The organism is Pseudomonas sp. IT-P294, assembly GCF_949767865.1.
GTDB lineage: Bacteria > Pseudomonadota > Gammaproteobacteria > Pseudomonadales > Pseudomonadaceae > Aquipseudomonas.
In genome coordinates this window covers 160,994-184,895 of sequence record NZ_CATKQW010000057.1, presented here as the reverse complement: position 1 = coordinate 184,895, position 23,902 = coordinate 160,994, and the positions used below count along the sequence as shown (strand labels likewise).

General features: G+C 59.4%; 22 protein-coding genes. 5 read left to right on the top strand and 17 right to left on the bottom strand.

Annotation, left to right across the window (positions count from 1 at the left end; genetic code table 11):
• Positions 1 to 24: 24 nt before the first annotated feature.
• From ACM6I0_RS28265 to ACM6I0_RS28255, 3 genes are all read right to left on the bottom strand, one after another.
• Complete coding sequence (locus tag ACM6I0_RS28265; RefSeq protein WP_414923855.1) at positions 25 to 1,371, bottom strand: Fic family protein; 1,347 nt, start codon at positions 1,369 to 1,371, stop codon at positions 25 to 27.
• Positions 1,372 to 1,467: 96 nt separating this feature from the next.
• Positions 1,468 to 4,533 carry an efflux RND transporter permease subunit gene (locus ACM6I0_RS28260; RefSeq protein ID WP_414923815.1) on the bottom strand — a complete coding sequence of 1,022 codons (3,066 nt, stop codon included), beginning with the start codon at positions 4,531 to 4,533 and terminating at the stop codon, positions 1,468 to 1,470.
• Positions 4,534 to 4,539: 6 nt separating this feature from the next.
• Positions 4,540 to 5,640, bottom strand: a complete 1,101-nt coding sequence (locus ACM6I0_RS28255) for an efflux RND transporter periplasmic adaptor subunit (RefSeq protein ID WP_285429953.1) — start codon at positions 5,638 to 5,640, stop codon at positions 4,540 to 4,542.
• A gap of 93 nt (positions 5,641 to 5,733) precedes the next feature.
• On the opposite strand from ACM6I0_RS28255, the gene ACM6I0_RS28250 reads away from it, so the two are divergent.
• On the top strand, positions 5,734 to 6,381 hold the full coding sequence (locus ACM6I0_RS28250; protein ID WP_414923814.1) for a TetR/AcrR family transcriptional regulator: 648 nt from the start codon (positions 5,734 to 5,736) through the stop codon (positions 6,379 to 6,381).
• A 103-nt stretch (positions 6,382 to 6,484) separates the two neighbouring features.
• Here the strand turns inward: ACM6I0_RS28250 and ACM6I0_RS28245 are convergent, their stop codons facing one another.
• Positions 6,485 to 7,267 (bottom strand): class I SAM-dependent methyltransferase, encoded by a 783-nt coding sequence (locus ACM6I0_RS28245; RefSeq protein ID WP_390899694.1) that lies wholly within the window; start codon positions 7,265 to 7,267, stop codon positions 6,485 to 6,487.
• Positions 7,268 to 7,360: 93 nt separating this feature from the next.
• On the opposite strand from ACM6I0_RS28245, the gene ACM6I0_RS28240 reads away from it, so the two are divergent.
• Positions 7,361 to 7,981: an energy transducer TonB gene (locus ACM6I0_RS28240; protein WP_414923813.1), complete on the top strand. Its 621-nt coding sequence runs from the start codon at positions 7,361 to 7,363 to the stop codon at positions 7,979 to 7,981.
• An 87-nt stretch (positions 7,982 to 8,068) separates the two neighbouring features.
• Here ACM6I0_RS28240 and ACM6I0_RS28235 read toward each other — a convergent pair whose 3' ends face one another.
• The 6 genes from ACM6I0_RS28235 to ppc form a co-directional block, all read right to left on the bottom strand.
• Positions 8,069 to 8,890 carry an isocitrate lyase/PEP mutase family protein gene (locus ACM6I0_RS28235; RefSeq protein ID WP_414923812.1) on the bottom strand — a complete coding sequence of 274 codons (822 nt, stop codon included), beginning with the start codon at positions 8,888 to 8,890 and terminating at the stop codon, positions 8,069 to 8,071.
• 33 nt (positions 8,891 to 8,923) lie between these two features.
• Positions 8,924 to 9,784, bottom strand: coding sequence for a DUF72 domain-containing protein (locus ACM6I0_RS28230; RefSeq protein ID WP_414923811.1), 861 nt, complete (start codon positions 9,782 to 9,784; stop codon positions 8,924 to 8,926).
• Positions 9,784 to 10,089, bottom strand: a complete 306-nt coding sequence (locus ACM6I0_RS28225; protein ID WP_222589948.1) for a hypothetical protein — start codon at positions 10,087 to 10,089, stop codon at positions 9,784 to 9,786. Before ACM6I0_RS28225 ends, ACM6I0_RS28230 begins: the two co-directional genes overlap by 1 nt.
• Positions 10,090 to 10,355: 266 nt before the next feature.
• A complete protein-coding gene (gene tsaB / locus ACM6I0_RS28220; RefSeq protein WP_090187910.1) occupies positions 10,356 to 11,030 on the bottom strand; it encodes a tRNA (adenosine(37)-N6)-threonylcarbamoyltransferase complex dimerization subunit type 1 TsaB in 675 nt (224 codons plus the stop codon).
• Between the two features lie 97 nt (positions 11,031 to 11,127).
• Positions 11,128 to 11,775 carry an adenylate kinase gene (gene adk / locus ACM6I0_RS28215; RefSeq protein WP_208669825.1) on the bottom strand — a complete coding sequence of 216 codons (648 nt, stop codon included), beginning with the start codon at positions 11,773 to 11,775 and terminating at the stop codon, positions 11,128 to 11,130.
• A gap of 288 nt (positions 11,776 to 12,063) precedes the next feature.
• Entirely contained in the window at positions 12,064 to 14,694 is a 2,631-nt protein-coding gene (gene ppc / locus ACM6I0_RS28210) for a phosphoenolpyruvate carboxylase (RefSeq protein ID WP_285429945.1), read from the bottom strand.
• Between the two features lie 201 nt (positions 14,695 to 14,895).
• Here ppc and ACM6I0_RS28205 point away from each other — a divergent pair, with 201 nt between their 5' ends.
• The 3 genes from ACM6I0_RS28205 to ACM6I0_RS28195 all read left to right on the top strand — a co-directional run bounded on the left by ACM6I0_RS28205 (position 14,896) and on the right by ACM6I0_RS28195 (position 16,806).
• A complete protein-coding gene (locus ACM6I0_RS28205) occupies positions 14,896 to 15,240 on the top strand; it encodes a pilin assembly protein (protein WP_208669827.1) in 345 nt (114 codons plus the stop codon).
• Between the two features lie 308 nt (positions 15,241 to 15,548).
• Positions 15,549 to 15,962 (top strand): DUF4398 domain-containing protein, encoded by a 414-nt coding sequence (locus tag ACM6I0_RS28200; protein ID WP_285429943.1) that lies wholly within the window; start codon positions 15,549 to 15,551, stop codon positions 15,960 to 15,962.
• 55 nt (positions 15,963 to 16,017) lie between these two features.
• A complete protein-coding gene (locus tag ACM6I0_RS28195) occupies positions 16,018 to 16,806 on the top strand; it encodes an OmpA family protein (RefSeq protein WP_285429942.1) in 789 nt (262 codons plus the stop codon).
• Between the two features lie 192 nt (positions 16,807 to 16,998).
• Here ACM6I0_RS28195 and ACM6I0_RS28190 read toward each other — a convergent pair whose 3' ends face one another.
• From ACM6I0_RS28190 to prfB, 7 genes are all read right to left on the bottom strand, one after another.
• Entirely contained in the window at positions 16,999 to 17,328 is a 330-nt protein-coding gene (locus ACM6I0_RS28190; protein WP_222589943.1) for a hypothetical protein, read from the bottom strand.
• On the bottom strand, positions 17,325 to 18,239 hold the full coding sequence (locus ACM6I0_RS28185) for an alpha/beta hydrolase (protein ID WP_285429939.1): 915 nt from the start codon (positions 18,237 to 18,239) through the stop codon (positions 17,325 to 17,327). Before ACM6I0_RS28185 ends, ACM6I0_RS28190 begins: the two co-directional genes overlap by 4 nt.
• Positions 18,240 to 18,387: 148 nt before the next feature.
• Positions 18,388 to 19,665 (bottom strand): flavohemoglobin expression-modulating QEGLA motif protein, encoded by a 1,278-nt coding sequence (locus tag ACM6I0_RS28180; RefSeq protein ID WP_285429938.1) that lies wholly within the window; start codon positions 19,663 to 19,665, stop codon positions 18,388 to 18,390.
• A 36-nt stretch (positions 19,666 to 19,701) separates the two neighbouring features.
• Complete coding sequence (locus ACM6I0_RS28175; protein WP_285429937.1) at positions 19,702 to 20,262, bottom strand: hypothetical protein; 561 nt, start codon at positions 20,260 to 20,262, stop codon at positions 19,702 to 19,704.
• Positions 20,263 to 20,410: 148 nt separating this feature from the next.
• Complete coding sequence (locus tag ACM6I0_RS28170; protein WP_285429936.1) at positions 20,411 to 21,127, bottom strand: TetR/AcrR family transcriptional regulator; 717 nt, start codon at positions 21,125 to 21,127, stop codon at positions 20,411 to 20,413.
• 102 nt (positions 21,128 to 21,229) lie between these two features.
• Positions 21,230 to 22,732 (bottom strand): lysine--tRNA ligase, encoded by a 1,503-nt coding sequence (lysS, locus tag ACM6I0_RS28165; RefSeq protein ID WP_222589938.1) that lies wholly within the window; start codon positions 22,730 to 22,732, stop codon positions 21,230 to 21,232.
• 71 nt (positions 22,733 to 22,803) lie between these two features.
• Positions 22,804 to 23,899, bottom strand: a protein-coding gene (prfB, locus tag ACM6I0_RS28160; protein ID WP_102593528.1) for a peptide chain release factor 2 whose coding sequence is annotated in 2 segments (ribosomal slippage) — positions 22,804 to 23,826 and positions 23,828 to 23,899 — 1,095 coding nt in all. Because the reading frame shifts where the segments join, the coding sequence is not laid out codon by codon here.
• Between the last annotated feature and the right edge of the window lie 3 nt (positions 23,900 to 23,902).

The window sequence follows — 23,902 nt, the reverse complement described above, 5'->3', positions numbered from 1 at the left end:
GGAACGAGCCTGTTCTCACAGAAATCAGGTCGTCAATGCAGCCCGTAGAAAGAAAACCCACTCGCGTCCCATCTTCCTTTTCTCGAACACTTTCAGCTCAACCAGCCCGTTCAACGTGGCTGACGCGGCGCCGTACGAACAGTCCAGGTTTTCCTTCACGTTGAAGGCCGTAAACTCCTTCGCCATCCCGCTCTTGGCTACGTGGTAAATAGCGCGCTGCTTTTCGGTCAAACGATCGAAAAATCCGGATTCGGTCAGCCAGCGATCAAAAAGCTCCGTATACGCCAGACTTTTCCGATAAGCCTCAGTAAAACCACTGACAGCGCGCAGAATCACTGAACACTGAAAGTCGATGAAATACGTCAGGTCTAAATCATCAGCCTCGGTATTGAGATAAGACCGGCCATACTTCACCGGCGCATTACGTAGCAAAATGCTGATCGCGATGTAGCGAAACGCCGAAAAATCATTCTTGAACATGAACCAGTAGAACAGCGCACGCGCGACTCGGCCGTTGCCATCACGAAAAGGATGCTCATAACCCAGAGCGAAATGCAGTGCGATGCCTTTGATCAAAGGATGAACGTAGCCCTCGCGCTCGGGATCGTCGTGCGATTGGTTGAGCCAGTCCGCCAACACTTGTAATCGCGCCTCCAGCCCAGCCGCAGGCGGCGGCGTATGAACGGTGTTGCCCTCACCGTCCTGCACGACCACATCGTCATTGTTTCTGAACGCCCCCGGCGAGTACTGCGCATCGTCGATACCCTCGACACCGACCCGGTGCATTGCCGTCATCAGCTCAGCACTTAACGGCTCGTAGCGCTTTTCCCATGCGAAGTTCATCATTTTGAAGTTGCCTACGACCATTCGCTCATCTGGAGTGCGCGGCAGGCGTTTGCGCTTAAGCATGTCCTTGGCCACCCGTGTGGTGGTTGCCGCGCCTTCAAGCTGACTGCTGCTGATGGCTTCGTCTTCGATCAAATCGTTGAGCAGATAACTGAAATGCGCATGCTCACCAATCTGGCTGGTCATGTACTCCAGCGAAGCCGTGGTGGCTTGTCGGTCGACGGCCGAAATGGTTTTTTGCGCCAAGGGCGTCAGCACAAAGGTGCCCCACTGCACTGGCTCGCCAAGTGGAAGAAGGCTTGAATACTGTGCAGTCCGGGCCTTCTTCACCAGCGCCCAGCACAGACCCGAATCCATTCCTGGCGCCCAGCGGTAGCGTAACTCGTCGAATGGAAGATACCGTCCCTGATCATCCAGCGGTTTGAGCAAGGCGAGGTAGTCACAGAGGCGCTCCCTATGGGGTGTCTGTGCCAACAGATCGAATACCCGGTCCGACCTCCCTGTCAGCACGGGTGGCTTTTTCATCATTGATGTCTCAAATACTCATAAAACCGAGTCTTGAGTACAGCACTCAGGCCTCGCTGACTCAATATCAGAGAGGTCCGAGATTATCGTAGGAAATCAGACCGGCTCTTTCTTGACCCTGAACCAGGCCGCATACAACGCCGGCAAAAACAGCAACGTCAGCGCTGTCGCCACAATCAACCCGCCCATGATCGCCACCGCCATCGGCCCGAAGAACACGCTGCGCGACAATGGGATCATCGCCAGCACCGCCGCGAGTGCCGTCAGCACAATGGGCCGGAAGCGCCGCACCGTGGCTTCGATGATCGCCTGCCACGGCTTGAGCCCGGCCGCGATGTCCTGCTCGATCTGGTCCACCAGAATCACCGAGTTGCGCATGATCATACCGGACAACGCGATGGTCCCAAGCATCGCCACGAAACCGAACGGCTGACGAAACACCATCAGGAACAACGTTACGCCGATCAAGCCCAGCGGCGCTGTCAGAAACACCATCACGGTGCGTGAGAAACTGCGCAGTTGCAGCATCAGCAAGGTCAGCACCACCACGATAAACAACGGCACGCCGGCCTTCACCGAGTTCTGCCCGCGGGCAGAGTCTTCCAGCGTGCCGCCGACTTCCAGCAAGTAGCCGTCGGGTAGTTCAGCACGCACCGGTTCGAGAGTCGGCAGGATTTGTTGCACCAGGGTCGCCGGTTGTTCCTTGCCATAGATGTCGGCGCGAACGGTCACGTTCGGCAGGCGATTTCGATGCCAGATGATGCCTTCCTCGAAACCGTATTCAAGGGTCGCAATCTGCGACAGCGCCACGCTGCGGCCATTATCGGTCGGCACCGCCAGGCTTGGCAGCAAGGACAGCTCGGTGCGTTCATGCACGGTGCCGCGCAACAGAATCTCGATCAATTCGTTGTCTTCGCGGTACTGGCTGACGCTGGAACCGGTGAGGGAGCTTTGCAGGAACTTCGACAGGTTCGCCGTGCTCACGCCCAGCGCCCGGGCGCGGTCTTGATCAACGTTCAGGTAAACAACTTTGCTCGGTTCTTCCCAGTCCAGATGGACGTTGGCCACGTGCGGATTTTCACGAACCTTGGCCGCGACTTTACGGGCCAATGCGCGCACTTCTTCGATGTGTTCGCCGGTCACCCGAAACTGCACCGGATAGCCAACCGGCGGGCCGTTTTCAAGACGCGTGACCCGTGAACGCAGGGCCGGGAATTGTTCATTGAGGGTTTCAATCAGCCAGGTGCGCAGGGTTTCGCGTTCCTCGATGGTCTTGGCCAGGACCACAAACTGGGCGAAGCTCGCCGCCGGCAGTTGCTGATCCAGCGGCAAGTAAAAACGCGGCGATCCGGTGCCGACGTAGGCCACGTAGTTGTCGATGCCGGCGTGATCCTTCAACAAGCCTTCAAGGCGTTTAACTTCGTCGGCGGTGTTGCTCAGTGACGCGCCTTCCGCAAGTTTCAGATCGACCATCAATTCCAGTCGGCCCGAGGCCGGGAAAAACTGTTGCGGCACAAAACGGAACAGCACTACCGACGCGATAAACATCACCACGGTCAGGACAATCACTGTTTTACGCCGGCGCACGCACCACTCCACCAGGCGCCTGACACGCTGATAGAACGGCGTGCCGTACGGATCGGGTTGATCGGTGCCATGTTTGGCGGCATGAATCTTTGCCAGATCCGGCAGGAGTTTTTCCCCCAGGTACGGCACGAAAACCACTGCGGCAATCCACGAAGCCAATAGCGCGATGGTCACCACCTGAAAGATCGACCGGGTGTATTCGCCGGTGCCCGATTGCGCGGTGGCAATCGGCAAGAACCCGGCGGCGGTGATCAGCGTGCCGGTGAGCATCGGGAATGCGGTGCTGGTCCAGGCATAACTGGCCGCCTTGATGCGGTCGAAGCCCTGTTCCATTTTGATCGCCATCATTTCCACGGCAATGATCGCATCGTCCACCAGCAAGCCCAACGCCAGCACCAACGCGCCGAGGGATATCTTGTGCAGGCCGACCCCCAGGTAATACATGCAGGCAAAGGTCATCGCCAACACCAGCGGAATCGCCAGCGCCACCACCATGCCGGTGCGCACACCGAGTGAGAAAAAGCTCACCAGCAACACGATCGCCAGGGCTTCGACCAGCACCTGAACGAACTCGCCAACCCCGGTTTTCACCGCGGCGGGTTGATCAGACACCTTGCGTAGCTGCATGCCGGCCGGGAGGTTTTGCTGGATACGGTCGAACTCGATTTCCAGCGCCTTGCCCAGCACCAGAATATCGCCGCCATCCTTCATCGCCACGGCCAGACCAATGGCGTTTTCCGCCATGAAGCGCATGCGCGGTGCCGGCGGATCGTTGAACCCGCGACGCACGTCGGCGACATCGGAAATACGGAAGGTACGATCGCCTACGCGGATCGGGAAGTTCTTGATCTCGTCGACTGTCTGAAAATTCCCCGAAACCCGTAGCTGCAATCGCTCACTGGTGGTTTCAAAGAACCCGGCCGTGGACATCGCATTCTGCTCTTCGAGCGCTTTCTGCACCGCAGCCAATGGCAATCCGAGGGTCGCGAGCTTGACGTTGGAAAGCTCGATCCAGATCTTCTCGTCCTGCAAACCGAGCAAGTCGACCTTGCCGACATCCTTGACCCGTTGCAGCTGGATCTGGATGCGGTCGGCGTAATCCTTTAGCACCGCGTAATCAAAGCCGTCGCCGGTCAGCGCATAGATATTGCCGAACGTGGTGCCGAACTCATCGTTGAAAAACGGCCCTTGAATACCGGGCGGCAAGGTCTGGCGAATGTCGCTGATCTTCTTGCGAACCTGATACCAGAGATCCGGTATTTCCACCGAGTGCATGGAATCGCGAGCAACGAAGGTGACCTGGGACTCGCCCGGACGGGAGAACGAGACAATGCGTTCGTACTCACCGGTTTCCATCAGTTTCTTTTCAATGCGCTCGGTGACCTGGCGCGAGACTTCCTGAGCGGTGGCGCCCGGCCAGTTGGTGCGAATGACCATGGCTTTGAAGGTGAACGGCGGGTCTTCGCTTTGGCCGAGTTTGGTGTAGGAAAGTGCGCCGACGATTGCCAGCAAGAGCATCAGGAACAGTACGATCTGGCGATTACGCAGCGCCCATTCAGAAAGATTGAAACCCATCGGGGATTACTCCTTGTCCGCCAGTTTGACCACGCGGTTGGAGCGATCCACCGGGCGCACTTGCTGCCCGTCATGAAGCACATGAACACCGGCGGCCACCACCCAATCGCTGGCGTTCAGGCCTTCAAGGACCGGCACGGTTTTCTCACCGAATGCGCCGACCCGGACCGGGGCTTTTTTCAGGGTATTGTTGGCGCCGAGCACCCAGACGTAGGTCGCACCGTTTTCTGCGGTGACGGCCGACAGCGGGACCGACAGCGACACCGCCTCGGCAGTCTGGATAAACACGCGGGCACTCTGGCCCAGTTCGGCGGGGACCTTACCGGCGGTGAACGCAATGCGCGCGGCGAAGGTGCGCGATTTCGGGTCGGCGGCTGGCGACAGTTCACGGATGCGCCCGGCGAAACGCTGATCGGGCTGGGTCCAGAGTTCAACCGATACCGGCTGGCCGACCTTGAAGCGACCAAAGCTCTGCTCCGGCAGGCTGATCAACACGTCACGCTCGCCATCGGTTGCGAGGGTAAACACGGTTTGCCCGGCGGCCACCACTTGCCCGACTTCCACCGCGCGCTTGGCCACCACGCCATCCTGAGGCGCACGCAACACCGCGTAACTGGCCTGATTGGTCGACACGTTGAATTCGGCTTTGATTTGCTTGAGACGCGCTTCACCGGATCGGTAAAGGTTCTCGGCATTGTCGTACTGCGAGCGACTGACCATCTGGCGGTCCATCAGCGTTTTGTAGCGATCACGCTCGGCGCGCACCAGGTTCAGGTTGGCCTCGGCGGCCGCAACCTGGGCACGGGTGGCTTCCAGTTGCAGGCGTACGTCCTGCGGATCGAGTTCTGCCAAAGGCTGGTCGGCCTTGACCCGCTGCCCCTCTTCGACCAGTCGTCGGCTGACTTTGCCGCCAATGCGAAACGCCAGGTCCGGCTCGTAACGAGCCCGCACTTCACCCGGATAGCTTTCCATTGCCTGGGCCGAAGGCTCTGGCTGCACCACCATGGCCGGGCGAACGGTGACTTGAGGCGCCTCTTCATGGCCACACGCAGACAATAAAAACGCCAGAGCGACTGGCAACGCGAGGGGCAAGGCATAGCGGAACATGGTGAAGGACCTTTCGCTAATGGTGCTTGGAATAATTATACTTGCCAGTATGTTATTAATAGCAAACTCACCAGTCCAGTATTAAAGCGAAGAATGTCGAACAATCTTTCAGCACCCAACGGTCCGGGCCGCCCCAAGGATCTGGCCAAACGCCAGGCCATCCTCAACGCGGCGAAAACTTTGTTTCTGAGCAAGGGTTACGCCAATACCAGCATGGACGCCGTGGCGGCGGAGGCCGGCGTATCCAAACTGACGGTCTACAGCCATTTCAACGACAAGGAGACGTTGTTCTCCGCCGCCGTGATGGCCAAGTGCGAAGAGCAGCTGCCGACGCTGTTTTTCGAATTGCCGGATGGCATCGCCGTGGAAACGGTGCTGTTGAATATCGCGCGCGGTTTTGATCAGCTGATCAACAGCGATGAATCGGTGAACCTGCATCGGCTGATGATGGCCCTGGGCAGTCAGGACCCGAAACTCTCGCGGATCTTTTTCGAAGCCGGGCCGCAGCGCATGCTGCATGGCATGGAGCGGTTACTGACCAAGGTTGATCAGAGCGGCGCATTGCGCATCGATAAACCGCGCAATGCGGCCGAGCACTTCTTCTGCCTGCTCAAGGGCGCGGCGAATTTCCGCTTGTTGTATGGCTGCGGCGAGCGGTTGACCGGGGATGCGGCCGAGGAACATGTGCGCGAAGTGGTGGGGTTGTTTATGCGGGCTTATCGACCTGAGTCAGCTAGATAGTTTTTTGTAGTCTGATCAGGCCCCATCGCGAGCAAGCTCGCTCCCACAGGGTTCTCGGCAGTCCTGTGGGAGTGAGCTTGCTCGCGATGGGGGCGACGCGGTCTTAAGGCTTGAGCGCTTTCTTGGGGTAAATGTCGTACCGGCTGGATTTGCCATCCAGCGCATGGCTCGGTTTCGGCCCCTCAATGCACGGTGCCTTGCGCGGACGCTTGACCACCACCCGATGGCTGGCCAGCGCCAACGCAGCTTCCAGCAATGCCGGTGCATCCGGGTCATCACCCACCAATGGCCGGAACAGGCGCATTTCCTTCTTCACCAACGCCGTTTTCTCACGGTGCGGAAACATCGGGTCGAGGTAGATCACCTGGGGCGGCTCCCCTTCCCAATTGCGCATCACCTCGATCGAATTGCCCTTGAGCAACTTCATTCGCGCCACAATCGGTGCCACGTCGAAATCTTCCGCGCCACGGGCCAGACCGTCTTCCAGCAACGCACCAATCAGCGGCTGGCGCTCGATCAGGCTCATCTCGCAGCCCAGGCTCGCCAGCACAAACGCATCCTTGCCCAGCCCTGCCGTGGCATCCAGTACGCGTGGACGCACGCCCTGCGCGATGCCAACCGCCTTGGCGATCATCTGCCCGGTGCCCCCACCGAACAACCGCCGATGCGCGGCCCCCCCTTCGACGAAGTCCACCCGCACCGGCCCCGGCGCGTCCGGCCCGAGCTGTTGCAGCTGCAATCCCTGCTCGCCCACCTGCAAGGCAAACTCGCCGTCATCCACTTGCAAAGGCAGGCCCAGGCGTTCAGCCCATTGCTCGGCTTGTGGCTGAAATGCCGGGGCCGAGGCCTCGACATGGATGCGGCAGGCCGCAGGTTGCTCAATCATGGGAAAACACGCTCAAAAAATTAATGATCGGCAAAAACGGCCGATAACAAAACTAACGAGCATTTTGCCAGAGCTGAGCGTCGACCGAGAAAAATGTCAGGCATTCAATCCACATCCGTAGGCTACATTTCGCGTCATGGCGATTATGGTCTGCGAAACTCTCAAGCACTGAGCGGCGTCAGTCACCTGTGGCAGGATTTTTTTGCCCAGGCCCTGGCCGATCAGTCGAGTGATGTGGTGCCGGCGTGTGGCACCTTCCCGCCGGTTGACCTCGAAAGCCCGGTCGAGCCGACCGTCGGCAGCGAACTGCTGGCGCACATCGTCAGCCAGCGCGAATGCGATGTGAAAGAAACCGAGGTCAAGCCACCCGAGCCGCTGTTCCTGCCGATTGCCGAGTTCGAGATGGACCTGGCCGACAAGCCTTTCCCACCGTTCCCACCACAAGAAATCGTCGCCCAGCAAAAACAGCAAGACTTCGAAAGCAGCTGGGTTCGTCCGATCGTGCTCACCTCTGGCCAGCAAGCCCCGGAAGCCGGCCCGGCGCCACAACCGCGTCCGCTGCACTTGCCCATCGCCGAATTCGAGATGGACCTGCTGGACAAGCCATTCCCGCCGTTCTCGCCCGAAGAACTGGTCGAGCAACAAAAACACTTCGATTTCGATACCGGCTGGGCTCGCCCGATCGTGCTGCAGAACCTGCGCATCGCCGCCTGACATTCAATGACAAGCCCTTAGGCGATGGGCGGCGTTGCAGTCCAGGCTCAACACCACGCTAAACAGGCCGCCACCGAAACCGCATCGTCAGCCTTTGAACAATTGATTGGCCTTCGCATACGGCATGGACCGCGACGTGAATCCGAACGTGCCCGACGTCTTGATCTCTTCAGCGGCGCGGAAAAACTCGCCATAGGCAGCCAACGCCAGCGCCGAACCGACGCTAACGCGTTTGACGCCCATTTCGCGCAACTGCTCGACTGTCAGCTTGAGCGCGCCGGACATCAACACATTGACCGGTTTCGGTGCCACGGCGCGAACCACCGTCAACACATCTTCAGGACTGCGCAGGCCCGGCGCGTACAACACGTCGGCGCCCGCCTCCGCGAAGGCCTGCAAGCGGCGAATGGTGTCGGCGAGATCTGGATTGCCATGCAGGAAGTTCTCCGCGCGGGCGGTCAGCATGAACGGGAAAGGCAAGCTGCGCGCTGCGGCGACAGCCGCTTCGATACGCGCCACGGCATGTTCGAAGCAGTAAATAGGCGTCTGTTCGCGGCCCGTGGCGTCTTCGATCGAGCCTGCGACGGCACCGGCCTCGGCTGCCCGCAAAATGCTCTGTGCGCATTCCGCCGGGCCGTCGGCGAAGCCGTTTTCCAGGTCCACCGCCACCGGCAGATCCGTCGCTGCGACAATCGCCCGAACATTCGCCAGGGTGTCCTCTAGCGACAACCCTCCATCGGGGCGTGCATTGGAAAAGGCATAACCGGCACTGGTGGTCGCCAGTGCCTCGAAACCCAGGCTGGCGAGCATCTTCGCCGAGCCGGCGTCCCACGGGTTGGGAATGACAAAAATGCCTTCGCGTTCGTGCAGTGCTTTGAACGCCTGGGCTCGAAGGGTTTGCGCATCCATTGGCAGGCTCCTGAAAAGGGGAACGAATCCGCCTCAGAGCAGGCCAAGTTGCTCGGCGGCGGGTTCTCTGTATAGCTCAGGCAGCGGCGCCAAGCCAGGCAAACGCAGCATCAGTTGTGCGTGAAAACGTTGCGCCAGCCTGGCCGCCAGCAAGTTATCGGCGGTGTGCAGGAAGATGTAGGGGGTACGGCCCTCTTCGATCCACAAGGCGATTTTCTCGACCCACGGCACCAGAAACGGATCGTTGGCTTCAAGCTGCGGATGGCCGATGAAGCGTACCTGCGGGAATTGGGTGAACGCTGCCGGGCGCGGCGGCACGTTGGGCTTTTTCGATTGCGCGTGCAGCACCGAGGGATCGGTTGACGTGCTACTGAACAATGCGCGCGGATCAAGGCAAATCCGCTCGACGCCACGGTCGCGCAACAGGCGGTTGAGCATTCGCTCGCTGTCACCTTTGGCGAAAAATTCGCTGTGGCGTACTTCTACCGCCAACGGTCGTTCCACGGCATCGATGAAAGCGGCGAGTTCGGGCAATCGTTGCGGCGTGAAGCTTTTCGATAATTGCAGCCACAACGGCGAAACCCGCTCGCCCAGCGGGCTGAGCAATTGCAGGAAGGTTTCGGTGGCAGTCAGTTGTTCGCGCAGGTCACCGCCGTGGCTGATGTCGCCGGGGAACTTGGCGGTGAAGCGAAAGTGTTCGGGCAGAGTCTCGGCCCAACGCTGCACGGTGCTGGCAGCCGGGCTCGCGTAGAAGGTCGTATTGCCCTCTACGGCGTTAAACACTTGGGAATAAAGATTCAGAAATTCGGCGGGTTTGGCGTCGGGCGGATAAAGATAGTCGCGCCAGGCGCTTTCACTCCAGGACGGGCAGCCGAGGTAGTAAGGCAGCAACATCAGATGTAAAGGTCGAGGCCCAGCACACCTGAATCCCAATCGACAAACCCGGCAGTGCTCAGGTAGCTGGCGAGTGCCGTGGCGACGCTTTTGCTCATGGCGCGGTGGTAGATCATGTCTTGCTGACGGGCCGGGAGATTACTCAGGCGTTGCGCGGAGGCTTTGGCAGCACGGGCGGCCAGTTGCTCTTCGGACGGAATCTCCAGCTCGCCGTCGATATCGACGTTATCGTCATCCGCCACAGGCCCTTTGCGGGGTTTGCGCTTGATGGGGTACGACTGGGAGGAAAGGCCGTCTATACGCATGAGTACATGTCCGGTATCAGTAATGGCAGTTTAGTGGCACATATCCCACTTCGCAAACCGCCGAGTGATAACTAGAACACATAAAATCAAAAAGGTTTAAAAGCGGGGAGATAAATCGACGATTGGCTGAATTGAAACGCTGATTGTGGGCAGAACACTGACCTGTGGGAGCGGGCTTGCTCGCGAAGGCGGTGGGTCAGCCGACATTGATATTGGCTGACCCACCGCCTTCGCGAGCAAGCCCGCTCCCACATGGACCGCGTGGATCAACGCGCCTTGGGCGTCGCCACCTTATCGCGCAGGTAAACCGGCTGAGCTTCATCCGCCACAATCGCTTCACCGCGTTCCCAGGCAAACCGCGCCAGCGTCAGCAAGTCTTCGGCGTGAGGCAGCATGCCCGCGTCCTGCCCGGTGAGGTTGACGGCGATGCGCTCGGCATAACCCCAACCGGTGCCCGCGCCAAACCAATCGCCGCTGGCGTCGGCAGGCAATGCCGCCGCTTCCGGCGCCAATACCGCTTCCTTGCCGACCAGACGCATCTCCCCCGCCGTTTCGCGGTAGCAACCCCAATACACCTCGTCCATCCGCGCATCGATGGCGGCCGCGACCTGGCTCACGCCGTGTTCGCGATACGCCCGCTGTGCCAGCACTGCCAGGTTGGACACCGGCAGCACCGGGCGATCCAGCGCAAACGCCAGGCCTTGCACCACGCCAATGGCGATCCGCACACCGGTGAATGCGCCTGGCCCACGACCGAATGCAATGGCATCGACCGCCTGCAGCGTGGTCCCGGCATCGGCCAGCAGTTGCTGGATCATCGGCAACAGCTTCTGCGCATGCAGGCGCGGGATCACCTCGTAATGGCTCGTGACTTTGCCTTCATGCAGCAAGGCAACGGAGCAAGCTTCAGTCGCGGTGTCCAGGGCCAGCAAGGTGCTCATCGATGTTTCCGTAAGAAAGAGAGGTCAGAAAAAGTGCGCCAGTATAAACAACTACGGCCCGCAAGCGGGCCGTAGAAGATGAAGCGATTCAGACTTTTCAGCTCAGCGCTTCAAGCACCTTGCCGGTGATCGCTTCAACCGAGCCAACGCCTTCGACGTGGCTGTACTTCGGTTTGCCTTGAGCGGCGGACAGCTCCTGGTAAAACTTCACCAGAGGCTCGGTCTGGGCGTGGTAGACCGACAGACGATGACGCACGGTTTCTTCGGTGTCGTCTTTGCGCTGCACCAGCTCTTCACCGGTGATGTCGTCTTTACCGGCGATTTTCGGCGGGTTGTAGACGATGTGGTACACGCGACCGCTGGCCTCGTGAACACGACGGCCAGCGATACGCTGAACGATGTCTTCGTCTTTAACGTCGATTTCCAACACGTGATCCAGCTCGACGCCGGCTTTCACCAGGGCTTCAGCCTGGGGAATGGTGCGCGGGAAACCGTCGAACAGGAAGCCGTTGGCGCAATCGGCCTGGCTGATGCGTTCCTTGACCAGATTGATGATCAGGTCATCGGAAACCAGACCACCGCTGTCCATGACGCTCTTGGCGATCAGGCCCAGCTCGGTGCCGGCCTTGACCGCTGCACGCAGCATGTCGCCAGTGGAGATTTGCGGAATGCCGAATTTCTCGGTGATGAACTTAGCCTGAGTACCTTTACCGGCCCCGGGAGCTCCCAGCAGAATGACGCGCATCGATGTGCTCCTCAATTTTTTATATGGATAACGTCAGATTCGCCTCGTGGGGCCAATCTCAAAAATAGGGTCGTGACCGCCCAAACGGCCAAAGGCTGATCAAGATACACAGCAGGCCCGGACCACACAAGCCGCCGAAAGTCGGAGAAACCCCCACCCAATGTGCCCCTGAGACGGGGTACCCCAAGTCGCAACCCCATCACTAACTGTCGCCTGGCCGCACGTTTTTGCCCCTCGCCCACAGGCACTCTACGCTCGCGCCGAGAACCTCGCCCCACGACGAAAACCTTAGCCGGTATTTCGCAAACCGGCGGCGATCCCCGCTACAGACACCAGCAGCGCCTGTTCTACCGGGCTGCCCTGGGCCACGTCCTGTTGCCGCGAGCGCGCCAACAATTCGGCCTGCAATAGATGAAGCGGGTCGAGGTAGGTGTTGCGCAAGCGGATGAATTCCAGGGTATCTGGGCTATGTGCCAGTAGCTGAGACTGACCTGTCAGCCCAAGGACAACAGCGCATGCCTGCGACAATAGGTCGCGTAAATGCGCACCCAAAGGAAGCAAATCCGCCTCGACCAAACGCTCATCGTAGGACCGGGCGATGTCGGCATCGGCTTTGGCCAGGACCATTTCCAGCATATCGATGCGCGTGCGAAAGAACGGCCACTGTTCGCGCATCTGTCCCAGCAGTTCGCCTTCGCCGCGCTCCAGCGCCTTGCTCAGCGCCGCTTCCCAGCCCAGCCAGGCCGGCAACATCAGGCGCGTCTGGGTCCAGCCGAAGATCCACGGAATGGCGCGCAGGCTTTCGATACCGCCCGCGCGGCGCTTGGCCGGGCGGCTGCCCAGCGGCAAACGGCCCAATTCCTGCTCCGGGGTGGACTGGCGGAAGTACTCGACGAACTGGGGATTTTCCCGCACCACGGCGCGGTAGGCCTTGACCCCGTCCGCAGCCAATTCGTCCATCAGATGGCGCCAGGCCGGTTCTGGTGGTGGCGGCGGCAACAACGTCGCTTCCAGCACCGCCGCCAGGTACAGATTAAGGTTTTGCTCGGCGATGTCCGGCAGGCCGAATTTGAAACGAATCATTTCCCCCTGCTCGGTTGTGCGGAAACGCCCCGCCACCGAACCCGGCGGCTGCGACAGAATCGCCGCGTGTGCCGGGCCGCCGCCGCGACCCACGGTGCCACCGCGACCGTGGAACAGCAGCAGCTCCACTTGCTGCTCGCGGCAGATATCGACCAAGCGTTCCTGCGCCCGATATTGCGCCCAGGCCGCAGCAGTGGTGCCGGCGTCCTTGGCCGAGTCGGAATAGCCGATCATCACTTCTTGCGGCCCTTGCAGGCGCGAGCGATAGCCCGGCAGCAGCAACAGCTTTTCGATCACCGGGCCGGCGTTGTCCAGGTCGGCGAGGGTTTCGAACAGCGGCACTACACGCATCGGCCGCAGCACGCCAGACTCTTTGAGCAGCAGTTGCACAGCCAAGACATCGGAAGCGGCACCGGCCATGGAGATCACATAAGAGCCGAGCGAAGCGCCCGGTGCTGCAGCGATTTCCCGGCAGGTCGCGAGTACTTCTGCGGTGTCGGCCGATGGTTTGAAGTACGCCGGCAGCAGCGGCCGACGGTTATTCAACTCATTCATCAGGAAGGTGATGCGCTCTTCCTCGCTCCAGTCTTCGTAACGACCAAGCCCCAGGTAATCGGTGATTTCCGTCATGGCGGCGGTGTGCCGCGACGAGTCCTGACGCACGTCCAGGCGCACCAGAAACAACCCGAATGTCACCGCCCGGCGCAGGCAATCGAGCAAGGGGCCGTCGGCAATCACACCCATGCCGCACTCATGCAGCGAGTGGTAGCAAAGCTCCAGCGGATCGAGCAGGTCGCGGTTGTTTTGCAATACATCGGCGGGAGCAGGCGTCGTCGCAGTCAACGATGCGTGAGCCCAGTTGCGCGTCGCGCGAAGACGTTCGCGCAGTTGTTTAAGCACCGCGCGATAAGGTTCGGCACTGTCGCCGGCCTTGGCTTTCAATGCATCGCTGGCCTGCTGCATCGACAATTCTGCAGCGAGATGATCGACATCGCGCACGTACAAATCGGCCGCCATCCAGCGCGCCAGCAGCAAGACTTCACGGGTCACGGCGGCCGTCACATTCGGGTTGCCGTCGCGGTCGCCGCCCATCCAGGAAGCGAAGCGAATCGGTGCGCCTTCCAGCGGCAGATGCAGGCCGGTGGCGTCATGCAGGGCTTTATCGGCCTTGCGCAAATAGTTGGGGATCGCTTGCCACAGCGAATGCTCGATCACCGCGAAACCCCATTTGGCCTCGTCCACGGGCGTCGGCCGGGTGCGGCGGATTTCTTCGGTGTGCCAGGCCTCGGCGATCAGGCGCTGCAACTTCGTCTTGATCTGCTCGCGCTCGGCGGTGGTCAGGTCGCGGTGGTCTTGGGCTGCCAGTTGCGCGGCGATGGCGTCGTATTTCTGGATCAGCGTGCGGCGCGCCACTTCGGTCGGGTGCGCGGTAAGGACCAGCTCGATTTCCAGCCGTCCCAACTGACGGGCCAGGGATTCGGCGCTGTGGCCTTCGGCGCGCAAGCGAGCGAGCAACTCCGGCAACACGCGCGCTTCGAACGGTGCGGGTTGTGACTCTTCGCGGCGGTGAATCAGCTGATATTGCTCGGCGATATTGGCGAGGTTGAGAAACTGGTTGAACGCTCGGGCTACAGGCAGCAACTCTGCTTCGCTCAACTGGTTGAGACTGGCACTCAGTTCAGCGTCCATCGAGCCGCGACGGTCAGCTTTGGCGCCTTTGCGAATCTGCTCGATCTTGTCGAGAAAGCCGTCCCCGTACTGGTCACGAATGGTGTTGCCCAACAGCTCACCCAGCAGGTGAACGTCCTCGCGCAAGCGTGCATCAATATCGGTCATCAGCAGTTCTCCAGCAAAAATTCCGGGCGGCCTAGAGCCTAAAGAGTGCCGCTCTAAAGCGGTTCTTACAAGCAAACGACGAAGGGACTTTAAACCTTGGGCGCAGAAGCTAGTCTCAAGTGTAAGCCGCACAACGGCTTCGGCCGGCCTTTGCCGGACACTGACACCGCCTGCCACGAGCAGGAGCGCAATGAGGTTTTTATGAAAATCCGTGAATTGGCTCAGCATTGGGAAGAAAACGCCAAGGGTCGACTGACCGATACCGGTTACAGAATTCATCTGGATGTGGAGGCCGCCGCACGGCTTGCTGCAATTGTCGAGATGTACCCCAAACGCCAACCCGAAGAACTGCTTGGCGAGCTGATCGGCGCCGCGCTGGAAGAGTTGGAAAAGAGCTTTCCCTACGTGAAAGGCTCGACCGTGGTGGCCACTGACGAAGAGGGAGATCCGCTGTACGAAGACATTGGTCCGACCCCGCGTTTCCTCGCGTTGTCACGTCGGCACCTGCACGATTTATCGGCCGGTAGCGAGAAGCAGAAGCACTGAGTTTTGCGCCGAACATGTGGGAGCACATTTGCTCCCACATGAGTTGTAATCCCCCCCTGAAATTGAGTATTCCCAGGCTTGCAAGTGGTCGTGGATACCCCTGCATCTCGCCAAAGTTCCCGAACTAGAGCCTTGTCCGATCGTTCAAAGTTTTTTTCGGCGATTGGCCATCTTTTCTGAACTTTAAAAAAACCATTCGGGTCACACCCATTAACCACGCCTGGGACGGCCGTTTCAAAACACCCCGCAAATTGACGGTTACGGCTCCTGGCCCAGCATGGATTTTTCAGTTTTTAGGAGTTTTACCAATGGAGTTGAAGACCATGAAGATCAGCACTGCCAAGTCCTCGTTCAATCATTTGCGCAGTCTGAAACTGGCTGCCCTGGCAATCGGCACCAGCTTCGTTCTGGCTGGCTGCGCCGGCAATCCACCGACCGAGCAATTCGCCGTAACGCAATCGGCCGTGAACAGCGCGGTCAGCGCCGGCGGCACCGAGTTCGCTGCTGTGGAAATGAAATCCGCGCAAGACAAGCTCAAACAATCCGAAATCGCCATGCACGACAAGAAGTATGACGAAGCCAGAATTCTGGCCGAACAGGCTGAGTGGGACGCTCGCGTAGCCGAACGCAAAGCCCAGGCGACCAAAGCCGATCTAGCTGTGAAGGACTCTCAGAAAGGCGTTCAGGAACTGCGTCAGGAAAGCCAGCGCACTGTGCAATAAGCGCGCATCCGGACCAAAGACTGAAGCTCTTATCGATAGAAAAGGACGAATGAATATGCGTAAGCAACTGATGATCCCCGCACTCCTGGCCGCAAGCGTTGCACTGGCTGCCTGCTCCACCCCGCCTAACCCGAACCTGGAACAGGCCCGCACCAACTACAGCGGCCTGCAAGCCAATCCGCAAGCGAGCAAGGTTGCGGCGCTGGAAACCAAAGACGCCAGCGATTACCTGGACAAGGCCGACAAGGCTTATCAGGACAAGCAAGACCAGGCCAAGGTTGACCAACTGGCTTACCTGACCAATCAGCGTGTTGAAGTGGCCAAGCAGACCATCGCCCTGCGCACCGCTGAAGCCAACCTGAAAAACGCATCGGCCCAACGTGCCCAGGCTCGCCTGGATGCCCGCGATGCGCAGATCAAGCAGTTGCAGGACAGCCTGAACGCCAAGCAAACCGATCGCGGCACCGTGGTGACCTTCGGTGACGTGCTGTTTGCCACCGACCGCGCTGACCTGAAATCCAACGGTCTGGTGAACATCAACAAACTGGCGCAGTTCCTCTCGGAAAACCCTGATCGCAAAGCGATCGTCGAGGGTTACACCGACAGCACCGGCACTGCGGACCACAACCAGTCGCTGTCCGAACGTCGTGCCGGTTCCGTGCGCATGGCACTGGTGAAAATGGGCGTTGATCCAGCGCGCATCGTTGCGCAGGGTTATGGCAAGGAATACCCGGTTGCTGAAAACACCAGCACCTCGGGCCGTGCGATGAACCGTCGGGTGGAAGTGACCATTTCCAACGACAACCAGCCAGTGATCCCGCGTTCGGCAGTCAGCTCGAACTAAGCGTCACCCGCTGAAACACAAAAGCCCCGCCTGAGTCGATCAGGCGGGGCTTTTTATGTCTGGCGATCACCAAACCCTGTGGGAGCGGGCTTGCTCGCGAAAGCGGTGTGTCAGTCAATGATGATGTCGACTGACCCACCGCTTTCGCGAGCAAGCCCGCTCCCACATTGATCTCTGTTGCAGTCAGACTGGTTACTGCTCAAGTTGCTGCGGCTTTTCCTGGCCCATGCAGCGCACGGCTTTTTTCTGGTTGTTGACCAGTACGCCGGTCAGGCCTTTCTGTTCCGTATCAAACATCACCAGCACGCCATCGATGCACTGGGCTACTTGCGCCGCAGGCTCCAGGGAGACCTTGTAGTCTTCACCCGGCACGGTCTTGAGCATGGTGAAATCGCTGAGCAGCAATGCATCTTCGGGTTTGGCGAAGTGCAGGTAACCGTAGAACCACAAGGCCCCAACGGTGCCGAGGATGCTGCAGATGCCGGTGATGATCAGCGGGATGGCGTTACGTTCTTCACTCATTGCGGACTCTCTGGTGGTTCATCTTCTGAATTCGGGGGGGCCGGGTAATTGGGAACTTCACCCAGGCGGCGCAGGCCGTTGAAATGCTGCGGGTCGTCAAGATAGCGCAGCATGACTTTGCGCCAGACCGGGTCGGCGAACGTCTGCACATGACCGCCACGGGTCAGCTGCAGCACTCGCGGAGGCGGCGCAGCTTGATACAGACGGATGCCGTTTGAAAGGGGCACGATTGGATCGTCGATGCTGTGGTAGATCAGTTTTGGTACGCCATTGAGCTGTGCCGCCGAGTTGATCGCACTGTCACCGTCCGGCACCAGCCAGGACAAGGGCACCTGGAAAGCCCAGGTCAGCCAGGAGTGGCTCAGGGCGAATTGGCCGATATCGCGATAACTGGCGGGAACCCCGTCCAGGACCAGGGCCTTGAGTTGTTTCTGGCGTTCGGGGTGCTGGGCCAGATAGTGCACAGCCATCGAACCACCGAGGCTCTGGCCAAGCAGGATCACCGGCTTGCCTTTGACCTCCGGCGCCTGATCGAGCCATTTGAACGCAGCATCGATGTCTTGATAGATCGCCGGCAAACTTGGTTTCCCTTCGGACAAACCGTAGCCGCGATAGTCCACCAGCAGCACTTGATAGCCTTGTTTGGGCAACCACCAACTCCCGCCCAGATGCATTGGCAGATTGCCGCCGTTGCCGTGCAGATGCAGCACGGTGCCTTTGACCTCGACACCTTTTTTCGCCGGCAGCCACCAAGCATTCAGCTTGAGGCCATCCGCCGTGACCAGGGTCACTTCGCGGTAGTCGAGCTTGGCTTTTTCCGGGGTGAACAGCTGGCCGGGTTCGGGATAGAACAGCAAGGAGCTGCAACCGCTCAAGGTCAGGAGAAGGCAAAGGATGCCGAGGATTCTCATCCGTTGAAACCTCGCGAAAATGGACTGGGAATACATCCCCCCTGTGGGAGTGAGCCTGCTCGCGATAGCGGTGTGTCAGGCAACATTAACGTTGAATGATAAGGCGCCATCGCGAGCAGGCTCGCTCCCACAAAGGATCTCGTCATCGTTACAAAATGTTCGAGTAATCCGCTTCGATCCGGTCCAGGCTCAGGTGGTTGAGGAAGTTGGAGAAGCACATCCACGCCGACAGCGCGTTCATGTCGCGGAACTGCTCCGGCAAATACTTGGGCGGCACTACCAGCCCTTCATCCACCAACTGACGCAAGGTGCGCATGTCTTCCAGCGTAGTCTTGCCGCAAAACAGCAACGGGATCTGCTCAAGCTTGCCTTTACGCACGGCCAACTGAATGTAGTTGTAAACCATGATAAAGCCCTTGAGGTAGGACAAGTCTTTGGTAAATGGCAGCCCATTGGGCACCGAACCGCGGAAAACCCGGCTGGCGTTGCCGTAGCTTTCGGGCATTTCGAAGCCTTGCTCGCGGAAGAACTCGAAGACCTGCAGGAAGTCTGCGCCCTCCTCCACCATGTGAATGGCGCGGGTGCGGTTGGTCAATTTACGCAGGCGGCTCGGGTAGGAAGCGAAGGTGATGATTTCCATCAGGATCGCCAGGCCTTCCTGGGTCACCGTCGACGACGGCGGGCCTTTGGACAGGAACGTGCAGATCGGCTGGTTCAGACCGTTGAGCGTCGTGCCGACATGCACCAGCCCTTCGTGAACCTCCAGGGCGCGCACGTCACGTTCGTTGAACATCGCGTCGGTGCGGATCTTGATGTAGTCGGCGCCGGCCGCTGCGTCGGCAACAATGCCATCGGACTCGAACACCCGAATGGTTTCCTCGGCTTCGCCAAACACCTTGCTCAACCGGGTTTGCAACAACTGCACGGCGTCCTTGGCGGTGAGGATTTTCGGCTCGTCCTTCAGGTCCCCCCGGCCATCGATGTTGTTCAGGTAGTCGGAGAGCATCAGGCCGAGGTCGGACAGCGTCGGGTCACCGGCGTGGAACGCATCGGACGCAGCGCCGTACAACTCTTGTGAAATCAGACCGAAATCCTCGGTGCCGCGCGCTTCGAGCATACGCACCACCATCCGGTATTCCTTGCACATGCGACGCATGATCTGGCCGACCGGGTTGAACTGGCCAAGCTGGCGGGTGATGTCACGTTCGATGTTCTGGAATTCCAGTTTCACTTTGCTGGAATCGAACGACAGCGGCCGATTGAGGTAATAGTCGCGGTCCACGGCGGGCATTTCCTTGCCCTTGGCCTTGAGGAATCCCTTGCGGATGCTGTCGTCCCACTTCACCGCATCGAGGATGCGAATCGGCGTCTGCGCCAGCACAATGCGATCGGACAAAATGCGTATCGTCTGCTGGTAATCGTCCACCCGAAACTCCTGTAGAAAAACCGTAACGTGCTGGATTTATTTAACGTTAGCTTTGGCCAGGCGCTGATAACGCACGGCCTCGACGAACACATCGGAATTGGCTGGATCATCGAGGTAAGCAAAGACCTGGTCCATGCTATTGTCGATCAATACGCCGTCGCCGTCGTCGGTCTGAAAGCCTTCGCCACTCAGGACTTTTTGTCCGAGGGCCTGGTTGATCTGCTCGAGGTCGAGGTTATAGACCACCAGTTCGTGCTTATCGTTGAGCTCGAAACCCGCAATAGTGAAATGACCGCCGAACTGCGCCGGGACCTTCGCCGACAGGTACCAGCGGCTGCCATGGCGAATCACGGTGAAGGGATAGGCTTCGCGCTCACTGGGTTTGGCCTTGAAATAGCTCACCGCCTGATAGCGATTGTCACCCAGGCGCGTCAGTTCCAGATTCATCGGCTCGCCCCAGGCGTTGGTGCTGGTCCATTTGCCGAGCAGACCTTTGGGCGCGGGGTCGCTCGTGGTCAGAGGCTCCTTGAAGGTCACCAGACAGCCACTGAGCAGCAAGAACGACAAGGCGATCACCACGACGCGCCAGGCTTTCATTCAACACTCCCTATGAACACACATCGCCCTGCGATCGTTCCCACGCTCTGCGTGGGAATGCCGCCATGGACGCTCTGCGTCCGCTTTGGATGTGACGCGGAGCGTCACGGGATGCATTCCCACGCAGAGCGTGGGAACGATCAGTTGCCTACACCGATGCCAATACCAAATGCATGTAGCGGGTCAGAATACCGAGCATTTCGGCTTCGGCCACAGGCTCGGCGTCGTTGAGCAGGCCCTGATATTCCATCCGTCCGATAATGGCCGTCAACACTTTGGCATCCTGTTGTGGCTCACGGGATCCCAATACTTCGAAAAGCTGACACGTTCCCTGCAGCAGAATTTGCTGATGCGAGCGCACCAAAAGCGCCAGACGCGGGTTCAGCAGCGCTTCCTGACGGAATGCCTGTTCGGCCATCAAGTGTTCGCGACGGTTGATCAGTTGACGGTGAACATAGTCCGCCATCAACCGTGCGATGTCGTCCGCCAATTGCGAGCGAGACTCCGGGCTGCCGTCGCCGCTGACCACCATCTCACGCAGCAGGCCTTCATTGTTCACCCACAGCTTGGCCATGAACGCGGCGCTGCGTTCCACGTATTGCGCGAAGGTATCGGTGAGCAAGTCATCGATATCCTTGAAATAGTAAGTGGTTGCCGACAACGGCACACCGGCCTCGGCCGCCACCGCGCGGTGACGCACAGCCCGCACGCCATCGCGCACGACAATGCGCATCGCCGCATCGAGAATCTCCTGTCGACGCTGCTCGCTGCCCTGTCGGCTGGCCTTGCGGCCTTGGTACTGAACACTTTCAGCGACTGCAGTGGCGACATCCGCTGCACCCTCTTGAGCCATTGCACGGTTCACGACAGGTCTTCCTCACTTATTTCAAAAGTAACCATTTGATACGTTTGTACCAGACAGGCAATAAAAAGCCGCCTGTTTTAGGCGGCTTTTTAAATGAAACGTTTACGCTTGCGGCCGCATGTGCGGGAACAGGATCACGTCGCGGATCGACGGTGAGTTGGTCAACAACATCACCAGACGGTCGATGCCGATACCTTCACCCGCCGTTGGCGGCATGCCGTACTCCAGCGCACGAACGAAGTCGGCGTCGTAGTGCATGGCTTCGTCGTCGCCGGCGTCCTTGTCCGCCACCTGCGCCATGAAGCGCTCGGCCTGGTCTTCCGCGTCGTTCAACTCGGAATAGGCGTTGGCGATTTCACGGCCGCCGATGAACAGTTCGAAACGGTCGGTGACGCTTGGGTTTTCGTCGTTACGACGGGCCAGCGGCGACACTTCGAACGGGTACTGGGTAATGAAGTGCGGCTGTTCCAGCTTGTGCTCGACCAGCTCTTCGAAAATCATCACCTGCAACTTGCCCAGACCTTCGAAGCCCAGCACCTTGGCACCGGCCTTCTTGGCGATGGCGCGAGCCTTCTCGATGTCGGTCAGGTCGTCAGCGGTCAGCTCGGGGTTGTACTTGAGGATCGAGTCGAACACCGAAAGACGCACGAACGGTTCGCCGAAATGGAACACCTTGTCGCCGTAAGGCACGTCGGTGCTGCCCAGTACCAACTGCGCCAGCTCGCGGAACAGTTCTTCGGTCAGGTCCATGTTGTCTTCGTAGTCGGCGTAAGCCTGGTAGAACTCCAACATGGTGAATTCAGGGTTGTGACGCGTCGAGACGCCTTCGTTACGGAAGTTGCGGTTGATCTCGAACACTTTCTCGAAGCCGCCGACAACGAGGCGCTTGAGGTACAGCTCAGGCGCGATACGCAGGAACATTTCCATGTCCAGCGCGTTGTGGTGAGTTTCGAATGGCTTGGCCGCAGCGCCGCCAGGAATGGTTTGCAACATCGGCGTTTCGACTTCGAGGAAGTCGCGCTTCATCAGGAAGCTGCGAATGTGCGCAATCACTTGCGAACGCACGCGGAACGTCTGGCGCACGTCTTCGTTGACGATCAGGTCAACGTAGCGCTGGCGATAGCGCTGTTCGGTGTCGGTCAGGCCGTGGTGCTTGTCCGGCAGTGGGCGCAGCGACTTGGTCAGCAGGCGCACTTCGGTCATTTCAACGTACAGGTCGCCCTTGCCGGAGCGGGCCAGGGTGCCAACGGCTGCAATGATGTCGCCCATGTCCCAGGTTTTTACCGCGGCCAGGGTTTCTTCGGACAGGGTTTTACGGTTGACGTAGACCTGGATGCGCCCGGTCATGTCCTGAATCACCATGAACGAGCCACGGTTGAGCATGATGCGACCGGCAACCTTGACCGGGATCGCAGCCTCTGCCAGCTCTTCCTTGGTCTTGTCCGCGTACTGTTTCTGCAAGTCTTGGCAGTAGTTGTCGCGGCGGAAGTCGTTGGGGAAGGCATTGCCCTTGGCGCGCTCGGCAGCAAGCTTTTCCTTGCGCAGGGCGATCAGGGAGTTTTCTTCCTGTTGCAGGGCTTGCGGGTCGAGTTCTAGGTCGCTCATGTCTTTAAAAATTCCATCACAGGTTCGTTGCCCCCACCGATGGCGGGGGACTTAGGGTCTTGACTGACGGTTTACAGCCCTTGTTTGAGGCTCGCCACCAGGTATTCGTCAATATCGCCGTCGAGCACCTTGTCGCAGTCACTGCGTTCGATGTTAGTGCGCAAATCCTTGATTCGCGACGCATCGAGCACGTAAGAGCGAATCTGGTGACCCCAGCCGATGTCCGACTTGGTGTCTTCCAGGGCCTGGGAGGCGGCGTTGCGTTTCTGCACTTCCTGCTCGTACAAGCGCGCCCGCAACATTTTCATCGCGGTGTCTTTGTTGGCGTGCTGGGAGCGTTCGTTCTGGCAGCTGACCACGGTGTTGGTCGGTACGTGGGTAATCCGTACGGCCGAGTCGGTGGTGTTTACGTGCTGACCACCGGCACCGGAGGAGCGGTAGGTGTCGATGCGCAGGTCCGACGGGTTGATGTCGATTTCGATGTTGTCATCGATTTCCGGCGACACGAACACGGCCGAGAACGAGGTGTGGCGGCGGTTGCCGGAGTCGAACGGGCTCTTGCGCACCAGACGGTGCACGCCGATCTCGGTGCGCAACCAGCCAAAGGCGTATTCGCCCTTGATGTGCACCGTGGCGCCCTTGATCCCGGCGACTTCACCGGCAGACAGTTCCATGATGGTGGCGTCGAAACCGCGTTTGTCGGCCCAGCGCAGGTACATGCGCAGCAGGATGTTGGCCCAGTCTTGGGCCTCGGTGCCGCCGGAGCCGGCCTGGATGTCCAGGTAGGCATTGTTGGCGTCCATTTCACCGCTGAACATGCGACGGAATTCGAGTTTTTCCAGCGACTCGCGCAGGCGCTCGACTTCGGCAGCGACGTCATCGACGGCAGCCTGGTCTTCTTCTTCGGCGGACATCAGCAGCAGGTCTTTGGCGTCGGCCAGGCCTGAATGCATTTCGTCGAGGGTTTCGACGATCTGGGCCAGCAGCGATCGCTCGCGGCCCAGTTCCTGAGCGTACGACGGGTTGTTCCAGACAGCCGGATCTTCAAGCTCGCGATTGACTTCAGTCAGACGCTCATGCTTTTGATCGTAGTCAAAGATACCCCCGAATAGTTTCGGAGCGCTCGGACAGGTCCTTGATACTGTTAAGGATCGGGTTGATTTCCATGGC